Genomic DNA, 23026 nt, shown 5'->3' on the forward strand with positions numbered 1-23026 from the left:
TTTCTGCGACAGACTGTAAAGATCTGACACGATCTAGCGGTCGGAGCATATCCCATTTCCATTACCCGGGTGCAAGACTAGCGCGTATGGTCGCAGAAGTTGCACTCCCTTCGAATCAGACGGAAGAAATTTCTCCCGTTTCGATATTCTGTTTTGGCACAGCAAATGAGTCATTTCAGGAAAAAGGGAGATGACAAGTTGATTCGGAAAACCTTAGGAATGTTGATCATTTCCGCCTTGATGTTCGGCTGCACGAAATCCACGAACCCGATTTCAGCGGGATCATCTGGAGACGTGACGATGTCGGTAGCATTTTCGGACAACGGCAGCCAGATCGGCATGCGCAAAGTCGGAAATATAACCGGCGCGACTTCGATACGGATCGACAGCGCGATTGTTGTATTTGCAAGAATAAAATTTGAATCTAATATAGACGCAGTACAGGTCGATACATCAAACGGCAGCACTACGATCACCGTTAATGACAGCGACTCGAGTGTAATATTCCGCGGGCCCTTCACTGTACACGTGCGTGACACATCCACAATAGATTTCGCGAATCAAACGCTGCCGGCAGGCACTTATAACGGAATTTCATTCTTCATTCACAGGATGGAACCGGGCGAGGGGTTTGAAGACAGCGACGGTTTCAACCATCGTGACAGCACTTCGAATGGCGACAGCGCAGTGACAAATTATAGCATTGTCGTTTGGGGCGCGGTACTTAAAGACAGCGTGTGGGTGCCGTTCGAATACAAGGACAATGAGAACATAGAGTTCAAAGTGAGAGGCACGTTCACGATTCCGACCTCGACGTCGTCTATCGACATCGCTCTTAATTTCAACATGGGATCGTGGTTCACAAATCCGTTCAACGGCACAGCGATCGATCCCACGGACCAGTCGTTTCAGAACCAGCTCATGATCCGGCACGCGATACGGCTGTCGTTACAAGATGGCCGCTGCGGGCGATGGGATCATTCGAGGCATGATTTCTTTTAAGTCCCATAATTACCTCCCGGAAGGTTGACGGGAAGACCCCCGGGAGAGAGTTGACGCTACATGAGACACAGCGAGGCTTGCCGTGGCACGACGGCGGGCCTCGTTTTTTATTTGCCTGCACCTGACTCGCCTGATGAATATTTCTTCATGATTATCCTCGCGTGCCTGATCATTTCCTTCGGGCTGTTTCGAAAGTTTTCCGACTTCTTGACGAATTCCTCGTAAGACTTGACCGCTTCTTTGTATTTCTTTGTTCGCTCATAGTACATCGCGAGATCATATGTGTTTATCATTTGTTCATATGATTGATAGCTCATGGCTTGATCTATCATCTCCTTGCGGTATTTCACCGCAGCGGAATCATCAGTTGCATTCGCGGTCGAGTCGGGTTTCATCTTGAATGTGAAAGGAATCATGACCCACACATCGACAGGACTGTCCCTGTATATCGCGGGGCTGAACCTGTACTTCATCGCCGCATCGAGAGAAGGTTTGTCAAAAATTTCGTTGTCGCTCTTGACCACATAAGCTTTCCTCACACTCCCTTTCTTGTCGACCCACATTTTCACGATGACGCGGCCTTCGATCCCTGCCCTTATCGCGAGCCCTGGATACTGCGGAAAGGATTGTGAAACAATTTCCGGCTCCCTGTCGACATTTACGTAATCAGCCGGTGCCTTTTCAGATGTAGTGTCCATGATCTCCGCTGCGATTCGCGGCATTTCTTCTGTCTGTGCCAGGACCGGTGCAAACGGGACAAGTAAGAGGTAGATCCCTGCCAAAGTTACTTTCGCCTTACTCATCTTTTGTCTCCTTCTCGACCATGATTCATCACAGGGTAAACCGTTACCGCATTCATTCCGTAAACGACATGCGAGGGCGGCGCCTGCATAAGCATTTTTAGTTCTTTCTCATAGGACTCCCTTTGTTCCAGGTACCCGAACATAAAAGAAAGAACCATCAGCATGACGGCGGCTGCCGATACTGCGTATGCAGGGAGCCTGAAGCGATACCGTAACAAGGATGACTTCCTTTTTCTTGCTGCTGCAGACGGAACACGTTCGTCGATTCCTTGCGGAAAAGGTAGCGCATCCTCCTTAGCAAGCGACCGGACTCTTGCAGCCGAGACAAAGAAGGCCTGGCAATTCTGGCAACCGTAAAGATGGCTGAGCGCCGGGCCGATATCTCCTGACACCTCGTTGTCGAGGAAAGCGCTCAACAATTCCTGTGCGTTATCGCAGTTCATATTATTTCTCTCCATACAACTTCTCGTAAATTTCTCTTGCTTTCTTTCTTGCTTTGAATATCTTCGACTTCACCGATGAGGCGGTGGTATCGAGTGCTTCCGCAATCTCATCGTAGCTCAGCTCGCTCCACTCGCGCATTATGAGAATTTCCCGGTACTCGAGAGGCATCTTATCGAGGAGAGCTTTGACAACCGTATCCGTATCGTTGAATTCGCGATTCTCGGCGGGGGCGGTCTCATCGTCAGCCGCGAGTGTAAATTTCTCCTTGTCCCGGATTACATTGAGACATCTGTTCCTCGCAGCTTTGAAGAGCCAGCCCTTCACGCGGGCGTCACCGTCATAAGAGAATGGAGTCTCAAGAAATTTCATGAATATCTCCTGGACGATATCCTTTGCGTCATCATCGTTGAGCATCCTGCGGCAGAATCGGTAGACAGCTGTCTTATACCGGTTGTAGACCACTTCAAAATCAATGTCGCTCCCTGACGTCAGCAAGTCTTTCATTCCAATCTGTCTTAGATCGTTTTGCTCTTCACGATTACCGAGCCATCATAGGTAGAACCCGCGAGCACGACAAAAGTTGCTGTCGAGTAATATTCCCGGATGGACGCTTAATTGCAAATCCCTGAATCTCAAACTCCCGTTCTGGTCATTTCTCCCATTCACCTTTTCCCTTATCGCCTCTGTGCGTGTGTCCTTTCTTGCCTTTGAACTTCCCCCTTTCCTTTTCCCCCTGTCCCCGATAAATTGGTAAAAAGGCAGGGCTTGATTTGAAAACAAGAAAGAAGACTTCAAAGCAGACTGCGGCGTGTCGTGAATTGTCTCCGGAACAACTCACGTGGCGATGTCCGGAAAGCGAGCTGAAATTCAAATCCACGGCGGAGCTCGAACCCATCGATTCCGTCATAGGTCAGGAAAGAGCGGTGAAAGCGCTTCGCTTCGGAGTCGAAATAAAAAGTCCGGGCTACAATGTGTTCGTGAGCGGACTTGCGGGCACGGGGAGACTGACCACTATCAAGCGCCTCCTCGAAGAAATCCAGGTCGAGTGCACACCATCGCCCGACAGATGCTACGTCCATAATCTCAGGACGCCGGACAATCCGCACCTTCTTGAATTTGAGCGCGGCCACGGACGAAAATTCCAGGATGACCTCGAAGCGACAGTTCGTTATCTCAGAAAGAAGATTCCGGAGCTCCTCGCGGGAGAATCTTATACGGACGCACGAAATAAGATCGTGGAGACCTACGAGAAAAGAGAGAAATCTCTTCTTGTAGAATTTCAGAAGAAGCTTGAGGCGGATGGGTTTGCATTGGTGCCGGTGCAGATAGGCCCGGTTACACAGCCGCAGGTCTTTCCGACATTGAGCGGGAAGCCGGTAAACATAGAAGAGCTCGAGCAAATGGCGAAGGAAGGAAAGATCGCCGCGAAGGAATACACGGAAGCCGACCACAAACTTCAGGAATTCAGGAAGGAACTCTCGTCCGTGGTCAGGAAAGGTACCGCGCTTGCCGGTGAGATGATGCGCAAGGTCGAAGAAATGGAACGCCAGTCTGTCGTCGGTGTCGTATCGCTGATCTTCGAAGAGCTCGAGAGCCGCTATAAGGAAAACGCGAACGTCCTCGAATACCTGAAGCTGGTCCAGGAGTATACGCTCGGCAACATCCAGATCTTCAAGCGGAACGAAGACCAGGACACGGAATCACAAATTCCGCCCGGATCGATGAAATACGAAAGCGATCCGTTTATCGTATATAAAGTCAACCTTATCCAGGACAACACTGACCGGGAACTCTGTCCGGTCGTCATCGAAACCAGTCCGACTTATACTAACCTTTTCGGGACAATAGAACGGACGATAGACGCGCGCGGTTTTTACCAGACAGATCACACAAAGATTAAAGGAGGCGCACTTCTTCGCGCGGACGGGGGGTACATTGTTTTGAACGCGCTCGACGCACTTACCGAACCCGGAGTCTGGAAAGCGCTCAAGCGCACATTGATGTACAGGAAACTTGAGATCCAGCCGCTCGACACTTTCTTCCAGATCAGCCAGCTCGCTATCAAACCGGAACCGATAGATCTCAATGTCAAGGTGATTCTCATCGGTGATCCATACATTTACGACATTCTCTACGACGCGGAAGAGGATTTTAAAAAAATTTTCAAGGTGAAAGCGGATTTCGACAGCGAGGTGAAATTGGACTCGACCAAGATCGGCGAGTACGCAAGATTCGTCGCGAGAATCTGCGGAGTCGAAAAGCTGATGCACTTTGACAAATCCGGAGTTGCAGCTGTTATCGAATTCGCGTCGCGGCGGGCAGGAAAGCAGGATAAACTCTGGACAAGGTTCAGCGATATCGCGGACCTGCTGCGCGAAGCAAACTTCTGGGCGAGCAAGAACGGTCATAAACTTGTGAACCGGGAGGACGTGCTTAAAAGTCTTGACTCGCTCATTGAAAGAAACAGCTTGTTTGAAGACAAGGTGCAGGAAGCAATCGAGCAGGACGTGCTGATGATCGACACAGACGGCGAGCGTGTCGGTCAGGTGAACGGGCTGTCCGTTTACGATATCGGTTATCATTCATTTGGCAGGCCGACGCGCATCACCGCGGCAGTCAGCGCCGGAAAGGCGGACATCACGAGCATCGAGCGCGAGGCCAACATGTCGGGCAAGATACACAACAAGGGAGTGATGACACTCTCCGGCTACCTCCGCGAGAAGTTTGCGAGCGAGAAGCCGCTCTCACTTTCGGCAAGCATTGCGTTCGAGCAGTCATACAGCGGTGTGGACGGCGACAGCGCATCCTCGACAGAACTCTACGCGATACTCTCGAGCCTCAGCGGGCTCCCGATAAAACAAGGAATTGCCGTTACCGGAAGCGTGAATCAGAAGGGCGACATACAACCCATCGGCGGAGTGAACCAGAAGATCGAAGGATTTTACCAGGTCTGCAAGGCGAAAGGACTAACGGGCAAACAGGGTGTCATCATACCAAAGCGCAACATCAAAGACCTGGTACTGAGGAACGAAGTCATAGAAGCTGTCAAGGCAAAGAAGTTTCACGTTTATCCGGTTGAAAGGATTGAAGAAGGGATCGAGCTTCTGACGGGGAGGACTGCGGGAGTACCGGACAAGAAGGGCGCCTATCCGAAAGGTTCTCTCTTCAGTCTTGTCGAGAAGAGGCTGAAGTCAATGTCGGGAGAGAAGAAGAAGACTGGAAGCAGGAGAAAGAGGAAAGCGAAAAGGTAAAAGTAAACCTTCTTAACCTTGCGAAGGTTTGCATGGTTGTATAAAATGAACCTTCGCGAGGTTCATGAATCCATTGCGAAATTCCCGTGTTACTTCAAATTAATCCCTTCCGCTACCACCACCGGCTTCTCTCCGCGCGTGTCCGCATTTTCCAGCTCAATCTCGACAGCACGCTTCTCGCCGGGCATGAGTGAAATATAATTGTCACTGAATATCAGAGGCAGGATCCGCATTTCACTTTTGCTGCCGACGACTTTCAATCTTACCATCAACGCAGGCATCTTCGTGTTGTTGACAAGCGTTGTCGTAAGATGCCAGCTGCTTCCTTTCTTTACGGACTTCGTCCGGACTTTCAATTTCACCTTCGGCAGTTCCGTAATCGCCTTCAGATCGCTTTCCTTGTTGCCCTCCCAGTAGAAATTCTCGGAGATGAGTTTGCTGTTCCTCGTCAATTTCAGTCTGATGAAGTGAACATCGGTCAGATCGGCCGGCCGCTGCACAGCGAAAACTCTCACCGTGCTATCCTCCGGACAACTTACCGATGCCTGTTTTCGAAATTTCACTTTTCCATCGAGGCCGAGAAGTTCCATCGCGGCTGTGAGCCCCGCTCCGTTTGGAACGCTGTAGTTCACGACTTCGATACTGTCCGTCAAAGCGTTCCATTGAATGTGGAGCGGCTCGCATGCTTTCTTGCTGCCGAAATAAGCAGCGGTCGGCTCGAAGTAGTAATCGTAAGTTTGCCACACCATCGACGGCCATGCCGGATGGCTCATCCAGAGAAGCACACCCATCCTGTTCCTGCTCTGCGCCTCGAACATCGCCCGGTATCCCTGGTAGTTTATCCATTGCGCAAGTGTCAGCCACTCACGGAGCGAATCGACGCTGCCGAAGTCGTCCGTTATCATCTTCAAAAACGAATCGGCGTACTGCGCGCTTTCGAGATTGAAATCGTGTATCCCCCACATCGTGTTGATCGGCCAGAGTGAGCTATCGGGCATCATTCTCTTCAGACTTTCGAACGAGACGACATTCGGCATTCCCATCTCGCTATGCAATTTCGTAGTTGCCCGCTGCTCGAAATAGAATTTCACAGGCATTGCCCTGTATGGTCCGCCGCCGCTCACCACTCCGAAGGCGGAATTCGAGATATAGTGGATACCCGGATGTATTTCAGGAAGAAATTTTCTTATCGACGAGTCTATTGCTGCCGGCGGATTACCTTCGTTCCGGCCTACGTACAAACCGATCGACGGATGATTCCGTATCCGTTTTACGAAATCATTTACATTGTCCAAGAACATTTTGTTATCGCTCGGGTTCGGACCGTCAAGCGGGTTAGCCAGCCAGAAATCCTGCCACACCATGATCCCGTATTTGTCGCACGCATCGTAGAAGGCGTCGTCGGCTGTCTGACCGACCCAGTTCCTTATCATCGTGAAATTCATTTCCTTTTGATAGCGGACCGCAATGTCGTATTCGCGCTTCCGGTATCTGAGCATTGATTCGGAAAATCCCCAGTTGCCGCCTCTGGCGATAAACCTTCTTCCGTTGACCCAGATCCTGAGCACGCCTCCATCTTCCGAGTAAGACATTTCCCTGATGCCGGTCTTGAAACTCTTCGAGTCCGATCGATCGCCGTCCGCGGTCACGAATTCCAATTTCACATCGTAAAGATTCTGCGCGCCATAACCGTTCGGCCACCAAAGATGCGGATCGCGGACCCTCAGCGACGCGTTTGTCAAGGGGTCGAGAGTGATCGTTTTCGTCTCTGATGGTTCAAGATCTACTTCCCGCTCGAACTCAGCATCTCCGAATTTTCCTTTCAGAAGACCGGCAACTTTGCCGGCCGTATGGTTTGTAAGCGCGGCGGTGATCGTTATGTCGGCACTGGTCGTGTCAGGAAGGGGGAGTGCAGCCGACACAAACGGTTCGTCGATTGTCACCGGACCGGATTCAGAAAGGTACACTTTGTTCCATATGCCGGTGTTTCTGCCTCGGATAGTCGGTATCCAGTCCCAACCGACCGATGCATGAAATGTCGGATTGTCCGTGCCTAGCTCGCCGCCGTTCGAGTCGTGGCTGTATTTGGTCTGTTCCTTCACAAACCCAGGCGCGTCGTTCTTAATTATCCGAACTGCAAGCACATTCTCTTTTCCGGGCATAAGTATGTCTGTGACATCGAACTTGCCGCGAATGAATGCGCCGTCGATGTCGCCGAGCTTTTTGCCATTCAAATAGACTTCCGCTTTCCAATTTATTCCGTCGAAGTTCAGGTACGTTTGCTTTCCCTGATAATCAGCCGGCGCCATAAAAACGTCACGGTACCAGAAGTCAGAATAGAAATACGAATCTGAAATGAGGAACTGGTTGTCTCCATAATTCGGATCGGGCAGCGCGCCGTCGTTCAGATAGCTTACGAGAACCGTGGCTGGTACTGTCGCAATCATCCAGCCGGTATCGGCAAAACCCGGACGCGAGAGACTCTCACCATCAGAATTCACAAGTGACTGACGTTCGAGCTTCCATGAACCACCGGAAAGATTCATCACGCCGTCTTTTTGAATTGGATCCTTCTCATGCGATACCGCTACCGGTCCGCCTGTACCGTAGATTTGCAGCTCGCTTAGGATGTAGCCGTCGTCCGACGAGGGTTTCGCCATCAGGATTCGAACATATCTTGCTTTTACATCTTCCTTAAGTCTTACGTCGACTGTGTCTCCCGAATTCCCGGGAAGTGGAGCGACGTTAGACCAAGTCGAAGCGTCGTTCGACACCTCTACACTTCCCTCGAGTGCGCGTCTTATCCAGTACAGTTCGACGCGATTGAATGAACAGATATCTCCGAGATCGACATAGATCCATTCTTCTCCATTGTCCCCGCTCTTCCAAGCGCTCGTAAAGTGGTACGGTCCACCAATCGCAGCGTGCTTACCGTCATGGTACATTCCGAGCTCCCCGATGCTCCAGCTTTCCGCGTTGGGAGAGTTCATAAAGCAACGGTAATATTTATAGCGATAGTCCTTTTTCAATCCGAGTGGAAATCCGAACGCCCTCAGGTTCTGAGGAAAGAATCTCCTGAAGAAACCTGTAAGCGTATCGCCGGGAAGCCCGCCGCCCCCGACCGTCCCGAGAGTGTCCCACTTTGTGCCGTCATTTGAACCACCTATGGTTATGGTCCACGGTTTAGGCGGCAGGCTGTCGACAAGAAGAGTCCCTGCCACATTGAAACTGTCCACATCAGGAATCTCATAACCGCCCGCCAATTCAACCTGTATCCATGCATTAGAACCCTCAATACTTTTCCTTGTCATCGGGTTTCTGTCGAGAATCCATTCCCTCTCGTTTCGCGGAACGATACCGTTTGATGTCGAAATAACTATCCATCCGGGAAGCTTCGAATCTATGATGCCGTCGGTAACCAGTTGAGCGGTGAGATTGAAATCGTACGCGCTCGATTGATACACGGGTCGATGGAGCGCGATGTTTCGATAGTGGACCGAATCGATTTGCATGAGCGGCGAAAAATCTTCGGCGGGATCGCCCGGGTAGACTCCGATTCCGCGCGTGTATCTCTGAGCATCCGCAAAATGGAACGACAGAAAAAGAACAGCCGCTGTAACGAGCAGCACGCTGCTGAGCGTCCGTTTCCTGACCGTGAATCGAAACCATATTGTGAGAAAGTTCATTTCAACCTCAAATTGAAAATGGGTTTTTTAATCTGATCGACCGTGCCATGATCACGAACCTGAAGAGATTTGCCAAGTTAGTCTGAATATTCATGAATGACAAGAAGTCCGGCATTAGATCGTGTCTCAACTAAATCCGAAGGAAGAGCAAGAATTCACGTCCCATTATTCAGGCGTGACATTCGGCAACTCAGGATGAAGGGCGACAGGCTTACCCTTTGGTCACGACCGCTGATTTGAAAGCGGACCACTTCTCATCGGACATACTCTCTCCTGAGAAAAGGGATACGCCCGCAGCTCCGGCAGTGACTGCTGCGTTGACCGCCTTCACCAGGTCATCGGGTTTCAGTTGTGGCACCATCAATCCGCTGTAAAGGGGAATGCGGCCATTCAAAGATTTCACCTCGAGTGCGGTCTGGTCTGCTATCCAGTCGACGCCTTCGTTGTAAAAGCCGGCGTACAGCATGGGAATGACCGCATCCAGATTCCATGCGGGCCATTCCTGTCTGACGTTTTTCCAGTTCGGGAATACTGCCGCTGAAATCTTTTTGCCGTGATTATGTGCAGCCGGTACGAGCGCATCATTCACGAGATGCGTAATCCTGTCATACCTGAACTGCAACCATGCCTGGTTCGATGATGGATCGTCGATTGTTCTCGGATCAATTCCCGATGCCTCTTTGAAATCATGGCAGCACAGATCGCAATAACAATAATCAAACTGCGGGTACTCGCGATCCTGGTGCAGATGGTAATTTGGTTGGAGACCTTCCGGCAAAATCACATCCGGGTACCTGATATAGTCCAGGTGAATTCCGTCAAGTTCGCGGATCGCGGACAGCTCCTCTACGGTATCCCGCACAAACTCACGGACTTCAGGGTGCGATGGACACAAAAACTTGTAATATGGTACATAAGCGGGTTTTGCTGCGGCTGAATCGCCGTGCCTGTTCACCACGAACCAGTCGGGATGACCGTTCACAATATCATCAAGATTGCAGGGCATGGACCACATCCAGGCGTGAACCTCAAGGCCTTCGGCTTTCGCGAGCGGCAGTATTCTCTCCAGCCATGCGTCGGCAACCGGAAGCCTCGTGCTTGAGTAGAACGCTTTGCGGCTATTGTAAATCTCGGGAAGGATTGCATTGATGCCGGCGTCACGCATGTTGGCAAAACGTGATTTCCAATCATCGATCGAGGTCTTTGTATCGTTTGAGAGCCAGGCCCAATTCTTCCTTTTGTCTTCGTATCGGCCGCGAAAGAGGAACGGACTCTTTCGGATGAATCGATTTCCCGCAAGGCTTACAGCCGCGAGACTAGCCAACTTCAAGAATTCTCTTTTGTTCATCGGAATCTCTTTGGATCAGTACATCAAATCTTTTTTCAAGAAGATAGCACACGGCCTACTCGGACGGAACAGACGCACGCGTTTTTTTACGAGATAAAATTTTTTCGGTTAGAATCCGAATTGCTCGAGCCGCCGATGTTTTATGTCCTGGAGGAGATTAATAAAGAGTTTCAGGAATGATTAGAGGTCTTTTCCGCGCGTAATCCTCCCGCGAGTCGACGCCCATCAAAGCAGGCGGAGGTTTACGTAGGAAAGATACGGGACGAGGCACGGGCAACGCCTGTAAGATTCAGATGTTAATTTTACGCTGACCGGACTCAATCATCCCGCTCGCGAGTCAACTGCACCGTCTTCTTCGGGGAGTTCCCGTTTCAGCTTTTCATAAGCTTCTTCCGCGGCGGATTGTTCCGCAGCTTTCTTGGTTTTGCCGGATCCGATCCCTTTACTGGACTCACCGATCAGGACCTCTACAGTGAACGTTCTGTCGTGGTCCGGGCCTTCTTCCTTGAGGAGATTATATTTCGGCGCGCCCAGTCCCCGCCCCTGGGCGAATTCCAACAGGGCGCTCTTGAAATTTCTATCGAGTGCATTAAACATTTCGCCTTCCGCACGCAGCTCTTTTTGCATTACTTTTTCACTCACGAATTTCCTTGCAGCATTTATGCCGCCATCCATGTAAATAGCAGCTATGACCGCCTCGAAGGCATCCGATATAATCGTCTCGTAACCTTTGTCGATGGCCTGCTGGGCGCTGCTGCTCATGGTGAGAAATGTCGAGAGGTTCAATCCGGCAGCGACCTCGGCAAGCGCGTGTTGATTTACAAGAAGGCTCCTCATGCGTGTAAGCTGCCCCTCGTCCGTATCTGGATATCTCCCGAACAGGATCTCCGCGACAACGAGATTCAGCACCGCGTCGCCAAGAAATTCCATCCTCTCATTCGACTTCTTGTCTCCGTTCGAGGGAATTGAAAGAGCGGACCTATGAGTAAGCGCCTCGACAAAATATTCTTCGTGTTCAATCCTGATCCCTAAGGTTCGCTCCAGATCCTTCTTGTTCCTTAAGAGATGACCCCGTGTCAGGCCCAGTATGTCGAGAATCTTTTTCGGCGAAAAAGACATCACTTGAATGAATTTCTAATTTCCGGACTTCAATTTCAACTGTAAATCCATCCGGTATGCAGCAGAGCACTCGCTGACATTGCCTTTCGAAATTCCTTTGGTGGGACGACTTGAGTCATTGCGTCATCAGCTCCTCCGGGTAACCGACAAGAATACTTCCCTGCCGAGTGTCTATCCCCGGAATTTGGTGAACAGCAGGGTCGCGTTGTGTCCGCCAAATCCGAAAGTATTGCTTATGGCCGCATTGACGCTCTTCTTGATCGGCTTATTCGGAACATAGCTGAGATCGCATTCCGGATCGGGGCATTCGTAGTTTATGGTTGGCGGGAGAGTGTCGTTCAATATTGCCATGATGGTGGCAACAGCTTCCACGCTGCCGGCGGCACCGAGCTGGTGCCCAGTCATGGACTTGGTGGAGCTCACATGCAATTTGCGGGCGTGTTCCCCGAAAACTGTTTTTATCGCTTCGGTCTCGGTTTTGTCGTTATACGGAGTGGAAGTCCCGTGCGCATTGATGTAGTCGATATCTTCAGGAGAAAGTCCAGCATCTTTGATCGCCAGTTTCATTGCCCTTACTGCACCTTCTCCTCCCGGAGCAGGCTGCGTGATATGATAAGCGTCGGCAGTCAGGCCGAACCCGGCGAGTTCGCCGAGGATCTGCGCGCCGCGCTTTACCGCATGATCCAGGCTTTCAAGTACCAGTATGCCGCCGCCTTCACCCATAACGAAACCGTCCCGTTTCGCGTCGAACGGCCGGCTCGCGTGAAGGGGATCGCCGTTGTTGGTGGAAAGTGCCTTCATAGAGTTGAATCCGCCGATTCCCATCGGGCAGATTGCCGCCTCTGCGCCGCCGGTTATCATCATGTCGGCGTCACCGCGCTGGATCAGCATTGCGGCATCGGCAATTGCGTGACTGGAGGTGGCGCAAGCGGATGTGGTCGCGTAATTCGGACCTTTAACCCTGTAGCGCATGGAAATATATCCTGCCGCGATATTTGAAATCATCATCGGTACGAAGAACGGGCTGATTCTGTCCGGACCTCCTGTCGCAAAGACAGTTTCCTGCTGCCTCTGGTAGGTCCACATTCCGCCGATTCCGCTGCCGACGACGACACCGATGCGTTCTCTGTCGGCTTTCTCGAAATCGATACCGCATTGTTCGATCGCCTGTACGGCCGCGGCCATCGCGTACTGGGTGAACAGATCCATGCGCTGTACGCTCTTCTTATCGAGATACTTGAGCGGATCGAATCCTTTTACCTCGCAGGCAAACTTCGTGTCGTACTTCGAGACATCGAAATATGTTATTGGGCCGGCGCCGCTTTTTCCTTCCATCATCCCGTTCCAGAACTCACCGACGGTAAGCCCGATCGGCGTGACTGCGCCAAGCCCGGTAACCACGACTCGTCTTCCGCTCTTCATGTTCGCCTTGTATTTAGCTAGCCTTTTGCTTCAGATAATTAATCGCATCTCCGACAGTCCGGATCTTCTCTGCATCCTGGTCGGGGATTTGAATGTTGAACGCCTTTTCAAATTCCATGACGAGTTCAACGGTATCTAATGAATCGGCTCCGAGATCGTTCGTAAACGAAGCTTCAGGTTTCACCTGCGACTCCTCAGCGCCGAGTTTGTTTACGATTATTTCTTTTACCTTGGCTTCGACATCTACTGCCATGATTCTACCTCCATTAATTTGATTTAGACAGACATCCCGCCGTCTACAGCGATCACCTGGCCCGTAATGTAGTCGGACTCAGGTGAGGCGAGAAAACGGACGACTTTTGCAACTTCTTCCGGCTTCGCAACCCGCTTCAACGGAATCGCATCGAGAACAGCTTTCCGCTGATCGTCGTTCAAGGATGCGGTCATATCGGTGTCAATATAACCAGGGGCCACAGCATTGACAAGTATGTTCCTGCTCGCAAGTTCCTTGGACATTGATTTAGTAAACCCGATGATGCCCGCTTTTGAAGCAGCATAATTCGATTGTCCTGCATTGCCTCTTAACCCGACGACAGAGCTTAGATTTATGATCTTACCGTATCTCTGTCCCATCATCGTTTTGATCGCGGCCTTCGTATAATTGAAAACACTCTTCAGATTCGTCTGGATAACGGCGTCCCAATCTTGCTCCTGCATTCGAAGGAGAAGATTGTCCCTGGTAATTCCCGCATTGTTAACGAGGATGTCCAGACGCTTGAAGTCAGCCAGGACTTTCTCCACTACTTCAGACGCCGACTTCGACGACGTGGCGTCCGCCTCGATCGCAAGGACTCTTCTTCCGATCGACTTCACCTCGCCCGCGAGAGTCTGCGCATGGCTGGAGGAGCTCCTGTATGTGAATGCAACATCAGCACCCGCCCTCGCGAGCTCGAGCGTTATGGCACGACCGATCCCGCGGGAGCCGCCCGTCACCAGCGCGACCTTATTTTCCAGTTCCAACGAAATCCTTTCCCACTTTGTTCGAAATCTCTTTCGCCCTATGAAACGTCGAATGATAATACTCGAGCACTTCTCTGTACTTAGAAGGACCAAGAGCATGCTCGAGCTCGACGGAGCATGTTTCCACCATGGGACATGGATCCTCGGGAGAAGCAGTGCAGCAAGGCGACTCTCCTGAGCAAAAATCGTCATACTCGATGACGCCGTTGACTTTCACCAGAGGAAACAGAACACAGTAGTAAGGCTTAAGTGAGAACCTTTCCAGCTTTTCTTCCTTTTCCGCTACCTGCAGTGAACATCTTCCATGTTTGTCGAGGAATGCACACTTGTCGTTGTAGACCTCAGTGCTCACACATTTTCCTGAGGGAAAATCGGGATCTTCCTCTTCGGAATTGTCGAACCATTTCGAACGGTCCTTTGTCTGTGTTTCATCGAGGTACTTCTCAATAATTTCAGCATGTGCCAGTATGCGGTTTTTCTCAACCGGGTCAAGATAAACCCCGTGCCTGCAGCATTGCGACGTACACGAATTCGGGCCGCCTGCAGACTGGAAGCCTTCAGTAAATATTTTCCCATCGAACTTCAGCCCGGATATCTCGATCGTTTTTTCGCTCATCGACTTAATACGCCTGCTTCACTGATCTTGTCAATTCCGGTTACCTCGGCAGTGGACACAATCCTCTTCACAAGTCCCTGAAGGACCTTGCCGGGTCCTATTTCCACGAATTTCGTGACGCCTGCGGTCGACATCCGGGTAATAGATTCCTGCCATCTCACCGGGCTGGTCAACTGTCTCACAAGCGCTTCCTTGATTTCTGTCAGGTCAATCACCGGCCGGGCAGTCACATTCACATATACCGGCACCGTCGCGTCGGTCAGTGGCGCCACATCGATCGCTTTTTTCAATTCCTCGCGGGCCGCATCCATGAGAGGGGAATGGAACGCCCCGCTGACGACGAGCTCCTTCACGATTTTTGCTCCTCTCGCTTTCGCGAACTGCATCGCTTTGTGGACGGCGTCGACATCGCCGGAAATGACTATCTGACCGGGAGAATTATAGTTCGCCGGCTGAACAATTCCATCGCCGCAAGCCTTCTCGCAAATCTCCTCGACAATCTTCTCATCGAGACCGACGACAGCAGCCATGGTTCCCGGCCGGACATTGCCGGCGTTTTGCATAAGCTTCCCGCGGAGTCCGACCAACCTCAACGCATGTTCGAAATCGAGCGCGCCCGCGGCGTACAAAGCGGAATATTCACCGAGCGAGTGACCCGCAGTGGCATCAAACTTCTTGATTTCAAGTAGAGTGAAGGCCACCGCGCTGTGAAGGAAAATCGCAGGCTGGGTGACGGCAGTCTGCCGGAGCTCCTCCTCCGGTCCGTCAAAACAAATCCTGGCGATGTCGAAACCGAGAATCTCATTCGCACGTTCGAACATCGCTCTGGCCTTCGGGCCCGACTCGTACCAGTCCTTCCCCATGCCGACATATTGCGATCCCTGTCCGGGAAATAGAAAAGCGACCTTATTCCTGCGCTGAGTGTCGGGCATGGTCAATCAAGATTCCTGCAATTGTCCATAGACCACTTCACAAGTATTGCGCCCCATGTATATCCCGCGCCAAACGAGGAGAGAACAAGAGTCTGACCCTTCTTCAGCTGACCGCTTTGATAATATTCGGACAAGCAAAGTGGTATGGTGGCGGCCGTTGTATTGCCGTAGCGATCTATGTTCAGCATGACTTTTGATGAATCGAGTTCCATCCGATTTGCCGTCGCGTCGATGATGCGCTTGTTAGCCTGATGTGGTACGAGCCAATCGACGTCCTTACCGGTCAGGTTGTTCTTTTTCATTATTTCGTACGAGATATCTGCCATGCCGACGACAGCTACTTTAAAGACCGCTTTCCCGTCCTGATACAGGAAATGCATTTTCCTGTCGACAGTTTCATGAGTGGGCGGATTGAGGCTTCCTCCGCCTGTCAAATTGAGATACGGAGCGCCTGATCCGTCGCAGTGCAATATGTAGTCGATAATTCCTTCGTCTCTATTCTCCGAGGGCTCAAGCAGCACTGCGGCACCCGCATCTCCGAAGAGGATGCAGTTCGAACGGTCGGTATAGTCAGTGATGGACGACATTTTATCCGCACCGACCACGATCACTTTCTTGTATGCGCCGGTTTGCACGAACTGCGCGCCCGTCACGAGGGCGAAAATAAACCCCGAGCACGCCGCTGACAGGTCGAACCCCCACGCGTTCTTTGCACCGATCTTGTCCTGGACTAGACAGGCGGTCGATGGGAAGAACATATCGGGCGTGATCGTAGCGACGATGATCAGACCGATTTCTTCAGCAGACATTTTCCTTTTTACAAGAAGATCATTTATTGCGCCGGCCGCGAGGTCGCTCGTGGCACCGTTCTTTATAATCCTTCTCTCAACTATTCCGGTCCTGGCTCTTATCCATTCGTCGGTCGTGTCGACCATTTTTTCAAGGTCCGCATTGGTAAGCTTAGTTTCCGGTGCATAATGGCCCACTCCGGTAATCGCAGCACGTTTGAGCATCGTTCAGGCTTTCGTCTCTAATTTCAATATGGAGCTCTCGATGAGCTTACTGATGTTATGGTTAATCATTTCTTCAGCCCGCAATACCATGTTCTTCACTGCGAGCGCAGTGGAGCCCCCGTGCCCTATTATTGAAACGCCGTTCACGCCGAGGAGCGGGGCGCCGCCCTGGGCTTCATAGCTGAATCCGCGCAGGACGTTCTTCAAAGTGCCAGCAGCAATCACCGCACGGATTGCCCGGAAAATATTTCCAGATGCATATGACTGGAATCTCTGCCTCAATGCGGGAAGAATGCTTTCCGCAAATTTCAAGACGATATTTCCTACGAAGCCGTCTGATAGTATGACATCGGCTTTTCCCATCAGAATATCACGGCCTTCGACATTTCCTATGAAATTCAAGCCGCTTTCTTCCAGGAGCGGGTAAGCGGCCTGGGCTAGCTCGTTTCCCTTCGAACTCTCTTCCCCGATATTCAGAAGGGCGACCGAAGGGTTGTCTTTCTTTAAAATCTCGGCGGCATATATCGCTCCCATCGTACCGAATTCAACGAGATGTTGCGGACGGCTATCTGAGTTCGCGCCTGAATCAATGAGGAAACAAACATCCTTCACTGTCGGGAGAGGTGTCCCGACCGCCGGGCGGCTCACGCCTTTGACACGACCGAGTATCAAAGTTGACGCTGTCATGAACGCTCCAGTATTGCCGGCGCTTATCACGGCGTCCACCTTTCGCTCTTTGTGAAGATTGAGTGCCACTACCATCGAGGCATCGCGCTTTTGCTTGATCGCGATGCTGGGGGTTTCCTGCATTTCGATCACTTCAGAAGCGTCGACAACGGAATAATTTAACCCGGAGCCGGAAGTGCGGACGACCTCACTTTCTATCTGGTCTTTCCGGCCGACAAGGACGAGCTCGAATCTGTTGTTCGACTCCCTGAGAGCGTCCAGTCCCCCTTCGACGATTTTGAGCGGCGCCTCATCACCGCCCATCGCATCGAGCGCTATTCGCATTTCTTGGATCAGTTCGGAAAGTTGGTTTCGATACTTCTCACAAAAGCCCGCGGGAATCTGTGATCAGATGCTACCGTTTTATTATGCGCTCTTCGGGATGAAGGCGACTCTTCCGCTGTAGTATCCGCAATTAGGGCAAGCGCGGTGCGGAAGTTTTGGTTCGTGGCAATGTGGACATTCGGAAATGGTCGGAGTCGCGGCCTTGTAGTGAGTCCGTCTCTTTGCACCTCTTGACTTCGAATGTCTGCGTTTCGGGTTCGGCATATCTGCTCCTTAAACCTAATTATTATTCACCATCTTTTTCAGCTGTTCCCATCTCGGATCAATATCTCTCTTCGGACAGTTACAATTTCCGTGATTCAGGTTCGCGCCGCAGCTTGGGCAAAGGCCCGCACAATCATCTCTACACAAAAGCTTCAGCGGGACCGCGAGGAGAATGTACTCTCTGACATCCTCATCTATTTCTATTTCGTTCGTGCTCGCATGAATAACAGTTATCTCGTCCTTGTCCATCTCCCCGGCATCGTGTTCGTTGTAGAGATAAGCCATCCTGTAATCAAGCTTGATCTCTTTACGGAAATCATCAAGACATCTGTCGCACGAAAATCTTCCTGCGGTCCTGACTTGTCCGGTCAAAAAAAGCTGTCTGCTGCGCTTCTCCAGTTTAACGTGTACTGTGACCGTTCCGGAAAAACGCTCATCCAGCTTGAATGAGGAAGGTTCTTCTGCAAAGTCGTATTCATGTACACCTTCCGAGAGGTTCGAAATATTTATCTTCATGCGTCACCATCTCTTTATAATGCCGCATGGCAGGTCATCTATGTTGATTATGGACTGCCATTCGAATTCCTCGCTCAACGTTTTGAAATAACACAATAAACGCGGAATCTGAGAAAAAAAAGCGTATCAATATAACAGGAGAGAGGAAGTTAAGCAAGAAAGACGAATTTCAGGTAGTGTCCTAATTTGGATTGGTCGAGAAAGGTGGGGCTTATATTTTCAGTAGATCGATTTTCTCCGACTTCAGACGCCTTGAAATAACTCCCGCGGAAACCACAAATCTTTTGGAGATTTCGCCTGACACAAACTCTGCGAGTTCATCATTAAGTAGATTCTTGACTTGCCGTTTTGCCTCGTCAATCATCGGCTTCATTGATTTTACAGCACTAATGAGATCGGGTAGGGGAACCAGCAATCTTCCGGCGAATTCTCTGGCTTGGTATTCCGCGGTTCCCCACATGGCTCCAGGCAAATCCGCAATGGTTGTATGCCATTCGGTGAATGATCCCGAACGTAACGCCTTAATCTGCGTGGGGTGAAGAACAAAATGCCCGATCTCGTGTGCAATTGAAAACCGAAGTCGAAAGCTATAAGCGTTTGGGTCGTAATCAATTTCCTTAAGGTCTCCAGTCAAATATGCTTCGGCGCTAACTTGAGCGAGCAATCCGACTATCGGAACCAGCTCCAACTCAAGCTCTTTTTCTGCGATTAAATCTACATTCACCGGAATAGAAGAATCCCAACAAGCATTTCTAATCACTTCCGCCATCTTCCAGATGTCGGCTTCGGATTTCCGCGGTACGGTTAATGAGCTGGGTATCAAGTCTACCTGTTCTTTAGAAGAGTGATGAGTTTATCCAATTCCTCTGGCGTTGGCTTGTCTCCCCGAATTGTTCTGAAAAATACCGGTAAGACCTCTAAGACTTCGGCATCTGAATAAGCTTCTTCCGGAAGCTTCATTTGGGAAATGGACGCCAAATCAAAGAATTTTTGCCACTCGGAAGAGCCATTCTTAAGCTGCAACACCGCAACAATTTCGTTCAGCTTTTCTCGATCATCGGTCACGCCAAGTCTATTCCTTTCAATTTTACTCCAATTGCTTGGGTCTACCTTTGCCAACAGGCAAAACTCCCTCAATCCGATGTTCAAAGAAAGCCTCCTCTGTTTAACGAATTCTCCGAACGTCATAATATTCTCCTTTCAATAGTATTGAGAGGAAATAGCACAGTATGCTATTTGTTACGTGGTAAAGATATACCACCAAATATTCAGGCGCAAACCACGATTTTCACGATTCGTGAAATTTCTCTTGACTTTTGGTTTTTCGTGTTGTAACTTTGAATCGAAAGGAGAAATGACTAATGGCTACTAAATATCCTCCCGCTTTGTCGTTTAGTGAGGCTCTTGTCGTCATCAAGAAGATGAAGGTAGATCATGGCAACGAAACTTCGGTAGAACTCATGCCCAAAGTTCTGAACATCTCCCCTAATAGCAGTTATCTTCCCCGCAAGATCGCTGCCCTCCAAGCTTTTGGATTGGTTGAGAAAACACCAAGCGACGATCTTGCTCTTACTGAATTAGCCCTTCAAATCATTAAGCCGATTGGAGATGAAGACAAAGAGGCAATATTAAAGGCATTCCAAAAGAATGACGTCTTATCCGATCTATGGAACAAATATTCTGATGGCAAGTTACCCTCCGCAGAACAGACGCAACAAATCTTGATGAAGAACTACCAAATTCCAAGAGAAACGGTTAAGCAGTGGTATGAATTCGTTATTGATTCCTTCCGGGCAATAGGAGGTGTTCAAACAGAAGATTGGCTTAAAGAAGCTAATGCGGTTCTTGATGCAAGAACTCCCCTCAGACAACACTATCAAAATTTTCTATTACCTACAGGAAGCAAATTTGAATTCAGTCTTCCTGACAATGTAACGATTGACGATTTCGATTTTATTATTGGATTCTTTGAATTGAAGAAAAAGACGATAAGCAAAAATGCAGTTACAAAATGAAATGAGCGGTCTTTCGACCGCCCAAACCAAATTGAAAGGAGGTGATTCTATGCGTTCCACCTGGGGCGAAGTCGTTGACTTCTTTGCGGGATTCACGACTTGCGCCCGTGCTATAATATAGAACCGCCCGCTTAAGGGCGGGCTTCATAGGTGCTGATACACCTACAAAGCCCTAATTCAGTTGCCCGCGTGAACGGACAATGACCTAATCGAATATAACGTTCATTGCGGGAATTTCAAACTCCAAACTTGAAAGGCACTCGCAATGAACACACTCTCACTCGAAAAGAAAAACTCAATTCTCTCCCTTCTCGCTGAAGGAAACTCAATTCGATCAATCGAAAGAATTACAGGCGTTCACCGTGATACTATCATGCGTTTGCTCGTCCGGGCGGGAAAACAAGCGAAGGAGATCATGGAGGCACAAATGGTAAATCTACAATGCCGTTATGTTCAAGTCGATGAGCTGTGGGGCTTCGTAATGAAAAAACAGAAGCAATGCACCGATGAAGAAAAAAGAATCGGAAGATGGGGCGATCAATATGTTTTTGTGGCTATGGATTCAGAAACAAAACTCGTCCCCGCTTTCAGTGTTGGAAAGAGAAATGCCGATATGGCTTATGACTTTATGAGAGAATTGAAAATGAGAATTACAAACCGATTTCAGCTTTCCACGGATAAGTTCGCACCTTACTTCGATTGTGTTGACGAAGTATTTCACGACAATATTGATTACGGTCAAGTTCTGAAAATGTACGGCGAAGAAGGAAAGGGCGAAAAGCGGTATAGCCCCGCAAAGATAATAAAAGTCGAAATAACCCCCATGATCGGAAACCCCAAGAAAAGTCGAATCTCAACATCACACATTGAACGCCAAAATCTTACAATGCGTATGCAAATGAGAAGGTTCACAAGGCTTACAAATGCTTTCTCTAAGAAGCTGACAAACCTAAAATGTGCTGTTGCCCTTCACTTTTTCTACTACAATTTTATCCGCATTCATCAAACGCTTAGAGTAACCCCCGCTATGCAAGCCAAGGTTACTAATAGATTGTGGGATTGGAACGATTTGTTGAATTACGGGAAGGAGAGAATAGCGGCTTAAATGTACCATGATGCTTGACATTTGTTTCCCGATCTTGTTTATTTGTCTTCCGAAAGGAAACATAAAATGATACCCTATGAACGTGATGAAGTTGCGGGAGTGTTAATGCATCTCCATGCGATTGCGAGCGAAGCCAAGTCCACAAAAGAAGTTGCAGACTATATCAAGAGGCTGTTACACTTTCATTCCTCTGGTGATTGGCGTAACATTCTTGAGAAGAAGGTTTTGTCTCCCCCTAAAAAAGATAAGTCGTCTTTTATTGCGATTGGTGGCTCGCATGGAATGGGCGAAAAAATCAAAAGTATGAAGTCCATTTCTTGAACAAATTTCGGGGTAAAGTACATTTCGTATGACCCATCATGTTTGACATAGCCGTAAATTGCAATGTCGCTGCTATCGTTAGCCTTATGTAAAAGCACCCATTGCCAAGCCCGTTGTTGAATTAATTCAGGAATTCCCTCTCGCATTTGAGCGAATGTAATTTCAATCTTGTACCATTGATTTCGTTTCAACATTGATTAGCCTCCCATTGCCTCCCTTAAAATAGTTCCCCAAACCTTGAATTGCCAACCTTCAAATTAGGACACTACCGAATTTCAGGTCTTATTCCTCATTAAGTCTTCCAATTTCTTCTTCTCTTCTTCCGTTAGACGAATCTCAGAGAAGGGCTCTCTGGCTTGTGTGGAAATGATTTGAGTCTGCAATCTGAACAATCGACAGAACTTACATATGAGGAGATGGATCCAGAGTTCGATGCGTTCACCCGGCGATAAAACGCCTTCTTCCTGTTTTGAAATGTAAAATGTCGCTTCTCTACAACTTATCAGCAACTTCATTCATTCAGCCTTCAAACTTCCAACCAATTCTTTTCAAGACAGCTCCTTAACTGGAGCTTAGCCCGGTGCACTATTACCCAGTAATTTGACGCAGATATTCCCAACTCCTTACAGATTTCGTCGGACTCCAATTCTTCCAGATATTTCAGTATAAAGACACTTCTGGCCTGCTCAACCAGTCTGGCGAGGCATTTTTTCAGAACTTCTTTGAATTCTTTGGAACGAAACTCATCTGCAAGTGCACTCGACCAGTCCCGCGGCTGCTCGCTCACTGTCCATTCTCCTCTCTCGTCAAAGTAGGGACTGTCGCCATCATAGGCGGTTAATTGGGATACAGGAAGGGACTTGTCATTCGCGCTCCTGCGGAAGTAATCGACAATTTTGTTCTTCAGAATCGAGAACAGCCAGGTTTTTTCTGAGCTTTCGCCCCTGAACGCGTTCCGACTTTCGAAAGCAGAAAGAAGTGTTTCCTGCATCAGATCCTTCGCTGTCTCCCGGCTACCGACTCTCGCAGCCGCATAATTAAAAAGTGAATCCGCATAGCTGCGGACCCATTCTGAAGGAGCCAGTTTAATTATATCAGGCATAATTGACCAAACATACGATGGCCATTAATAATTTGA

23 protein-coding genes are annotated in these 23026 nt (G+C 49.5%); 4 read left to right on the plus strand and 19 right to left on the minus strand.

What is annotated here, in order from left to right; genetic code table 11:
* The first annotated feature begins 219 nt into the window (after positions 1-219).
* Positions 220-1002 carry a hypothetical protein gene (locus VIS48_05375; GenBank protein HEY9165573.1) on the plus strand — a complete coding sequence of 261 codons (783 nt, stop codon included), beginning with the start codon at positions 220-222 and terminating at the stop codon, positions 1000-1002.
* Positions 1003-1109: 107 nt separating this feature from the next.
* Here the strand turns inward: VIS48_05375 and VIS48_05380 are convergent, their stop codons facing one another.
* From VIS48_05380 to VIS48_05390, 3 genes are read right to left on the minus strand one after another with little or no spacing between them, the layout of a single operon-like run.
* On the minus strand, positions 1110-1805 hold the full coding sequence (locus tag VIS48_05380; protein HEY9165574.1) for an energy transducer TonB: 696 nt from the start codon (positions 1803-1805) through the stop codon (positions 1110-1112).
* The gene (locus tag VIS48_05385) at positions 1802-2248 is read right to left on the minus strand and encodes a hypothetical protein (protein ID HEY9165575.1); all 447 of its coding nucleotides are present in this window, start codon (positions 2246-2248) and stop codon (positions 1802-1804) included. The genes VIS48_05380 and VIS48_05385 overlap by 4 nt, the downstream gene beginning before the upstream one ends.
* Position 2249: 1 nt before the next feature.
* Positions 2250-2753 carry a sigma-70 family RNA polymerase sigma factor gene (locus tag VIS48_05390; protein ID HEY9165576.1) on the minus strand — a complete coding sequence of 168 codons (504 nt, stop codon included), beginning with the start codon at positions 2751-2753 and terminating at the stop codon, positions 2250-2252.
* A gap of 266 nt (positions 2754-3019) precedes the next feature.
* On the opposite strand from VIS48_05390, the gene VIS48_05395 reads away from it, so the two are divergent.
* On the plus strand, positions 3020-5500 hold the full coding sequence (locus VIS48_05395) for an AAA family ATPase (GenBank protein ID HEY9165577.1): 2481 nt from the start codon (positions 3020-3022) through the stop codon (positions 5498-5500).
* A gap of 89 nt (positions 5501-5589) precedes the next feature.
* Here VIS48_05395 and VIS48_05400 read toward each other — a convergent pair whose 3' ends face one another.
* From VIS48_05400 to VIS48_05465, 14 genes are all read right to left on the minus strand, one after another.
* Complete coding sequence (locus VIS48_05400) at positions 5590-9186, minus strand: discoidin domain-containing protein (GenBank protein HEY9165578.1); 3597 nt, start codon at positions 9184-9186, stop codon at positions 5590-5592.
* A gap of 211 nt (positions 9187-9397) precedes the next feature.
* Positions 9398-10534 (minus strand): family 10 glycosylhydrolase, encoded by a 1137-nt coding sequence (locus VIS48_05405; GenBank protein HEY9165579.1) that lies wholly within the window; start codon positions 10532-10534, stop codon positions 9398-9400.
* Between the two features lie 321 nt (positions 10535-10855).
* The gene (rnc, locus tag VIS48_05410; protein HEY9165580.1) at positions 10856-11653 is read right to left on the minus strand and encodes a ribonuclease III; all 798 of its coding nucleotides are present in this window, start codon (positions 11651-11653) and stop codon (positions 10856-10858) included.
* A 171-nt stretch (positions 11654-11824) separates the two neighbouring features.
* Positions 11825-13075 carry a beta-ketoacyl-ACP synthase II gene (gene fabF / locus VIS48_05415; GenBank protein ID HEY9165581.1) on the minus strand — a complete coding sequence of 417 codons (1251 nt, stop codon included), beginning with the start codon at positions 13073-13075 and terminating at the stop codon, positions 11825-11827.
* A 13-nt stretch (positions 13076-13088) separates the two neighbouring features.
* On the minus strand, positions 13089-13328 hold the full coding sequence (locus VIS48_05420; GenBank protein HEY9165582.1) for an acyl carrier protein: 240 nt from the start codon (positions 13326-13328) through the stop codon (positions 13089-13091).
* Positions 13329-13351: 23 nt separating this feature from the next.
* A complete protein-coding gene (gene fabG / locus VIS48_05425; GenBank protein ID HEY9165583.1) occupies positions 13352-14095 on the minus strand; it encodes a 3-oxoacyl-[acyl-carrier-protein] reductase in 744 nt (247 codons plus the stop codon).
* A complete protein-coding gene (locus VIS48_05430; GenBank protein HEY9165584.1) occupies positions 14079-14711 on the minus strand; it encodes a DUF3109 family protein in 633 nt (210 codons plus the stop codon). The genes fabG and VIS48_05430 overlap by 17 nt, the downstream gene beginning before the upstream one ends.
* On the minus strand, positions 14708-15643 hold the full coding sequence (gene fabD / locus VIS48_05435; GenBank protein ID HEY9165585.1) for an ACP S-malonyltransferase: 936 nt from the start codon (positions 15641-15643) through the stop codon (positions 14708-14710). The genes VIS48_05430 and fabD overlap by 4 nt, the downstream gene beginning before the upstream one ends.
* A gap of 2 nt (positions 15644-15645) precedes the next feature.
* Positions 15646-16656 carry a beta-ketoacyl-ACP synthase III gene (locus VIS48_05440; protein HEY9165586.1) on the minus strand — a complete coding sequence of 337 codons (1011 nt, stop codon included), beginning with the start codon at positions 16654-16656 and terminating at the stop codon, positions 15646-15648.
* A 3-nt stretch (positions 16657-16659) separates the two neighbouring features.
* Complete coding sequence (gene plsX, locus VIS48_05445; GenBank protein ID HEY9165587.1) at positions 16660-17667, minus strand: phosphate acyltransferase PlsX; 1008 nt, start codon at positions 17665-17667, stop codon at positions 16660-16662.
* Between the two features lie 81 nt (positions 17668-17748).
* A complete protein-coding gene (gene rpmF, locus VIS48_05450) occupies positions 17749-17931 on the minus strand; it encodes a 50S ribosomal protein L32 (GenBank protein HEY9165588.1) in 183 nt (60 codons plus the stop codon).
* A 15-nt stretch (positions 17932-17946) separates the two neighbouring features.
* Complete coding sequence (locus VIS48_05455) at positions 17947-18447, minus strand: DUF177 domain-containing protein (GenBank protein HEY9165589.1); 501 nt, start codon at positions 18445-18447, stop codon at positions 17947-17949.
* A gap of 211 nt (positions 18448-18658) precedes the next feature.
* Positions 18659-19171, minus strand: coding sequence for an ImmA/IrrE family metallo-endopeptidase (locus VIS48_05460; protein HEY9165590.1), 513 nt, complete (start codon positions 19169-19171; stop codon positions 18659-18661).
* A 101-nt stretch (positions 19172-19272) separates the two neighbouring features.
* The gene (locus VIS48_05465) at positions 19273-19635 is read right to left on the minus strand and encodes a hypothetical protein (GenBank protein ID HEY9165591.1); all 363 of its coding nucleotides are present in this window, start codon (positions 19633-19635) and stop codon (positions 19273-19275) included.
* Between the two features lie 173 nt (positions 19636-19808).
* Between VIS48_05465 and VIS48_05470 the strand changes: the two genes are divergently transcribed.
* Complete coding sequence (locus tag VIS48_05470) at positions 19809-20462, plus strand: hypothetical protein (GenBank protein ID HEY9165592.1); 654 nt, start codon at positions 19809-19811, stop codon at positions 20460-20462.
* Between the two features lie 427 nt (positions 20463-20889).
* Positions 20890-21567, plus strand: coding sequence for an IS1 family transposase (locus VIS48_05475; GenBank protein HEY9165593.1), 678 nt, complete (start codon positions 20890-20892; stop codon positions 21565-21567).
* A 182-nt stretch (positions 21568-21749) separates the two neighbouring features.
* On the opposite strand, the gene VIS48_05480 is transcribed toward VIS48_05475, so the two are convergent.
* Together VIS48_05480 and VIS48_05485 are read right to left on the minus strand one after the other, a co-directional pair.
* Positions 21750-22082, minus strand: a complete 333-nt coding sequence (locus tag VIS48_05480; protein HEY9165594.1) for a hypothetical protein — start codon at positions 22080-22082, stop codon at positions 21750-21752.
* Between the two features lie 332 nt (positions 22083-22414).
* Positions 22415-22990, minus strand: a complete 576-nt coding sequence (locus VIS48_05485; GenBank protein HEY9165595.1) for a sigma-70 family RNA polymerase sigma factor — start codon at positions 22988-22990, stop codon at positions 22415-22417.
* Positions 22991-23026: the final 36 nt, after the last annotated feature.

It is taken from the genome of Candidatus Kryptoniota bacterium (assembly GCA_036567965.1).
Classification (GTDB): domain Bacteria; phylum Bacteroidota; class Ignavibacteria; order Kryptoniales; family JAKASW01; genus JAKASW01.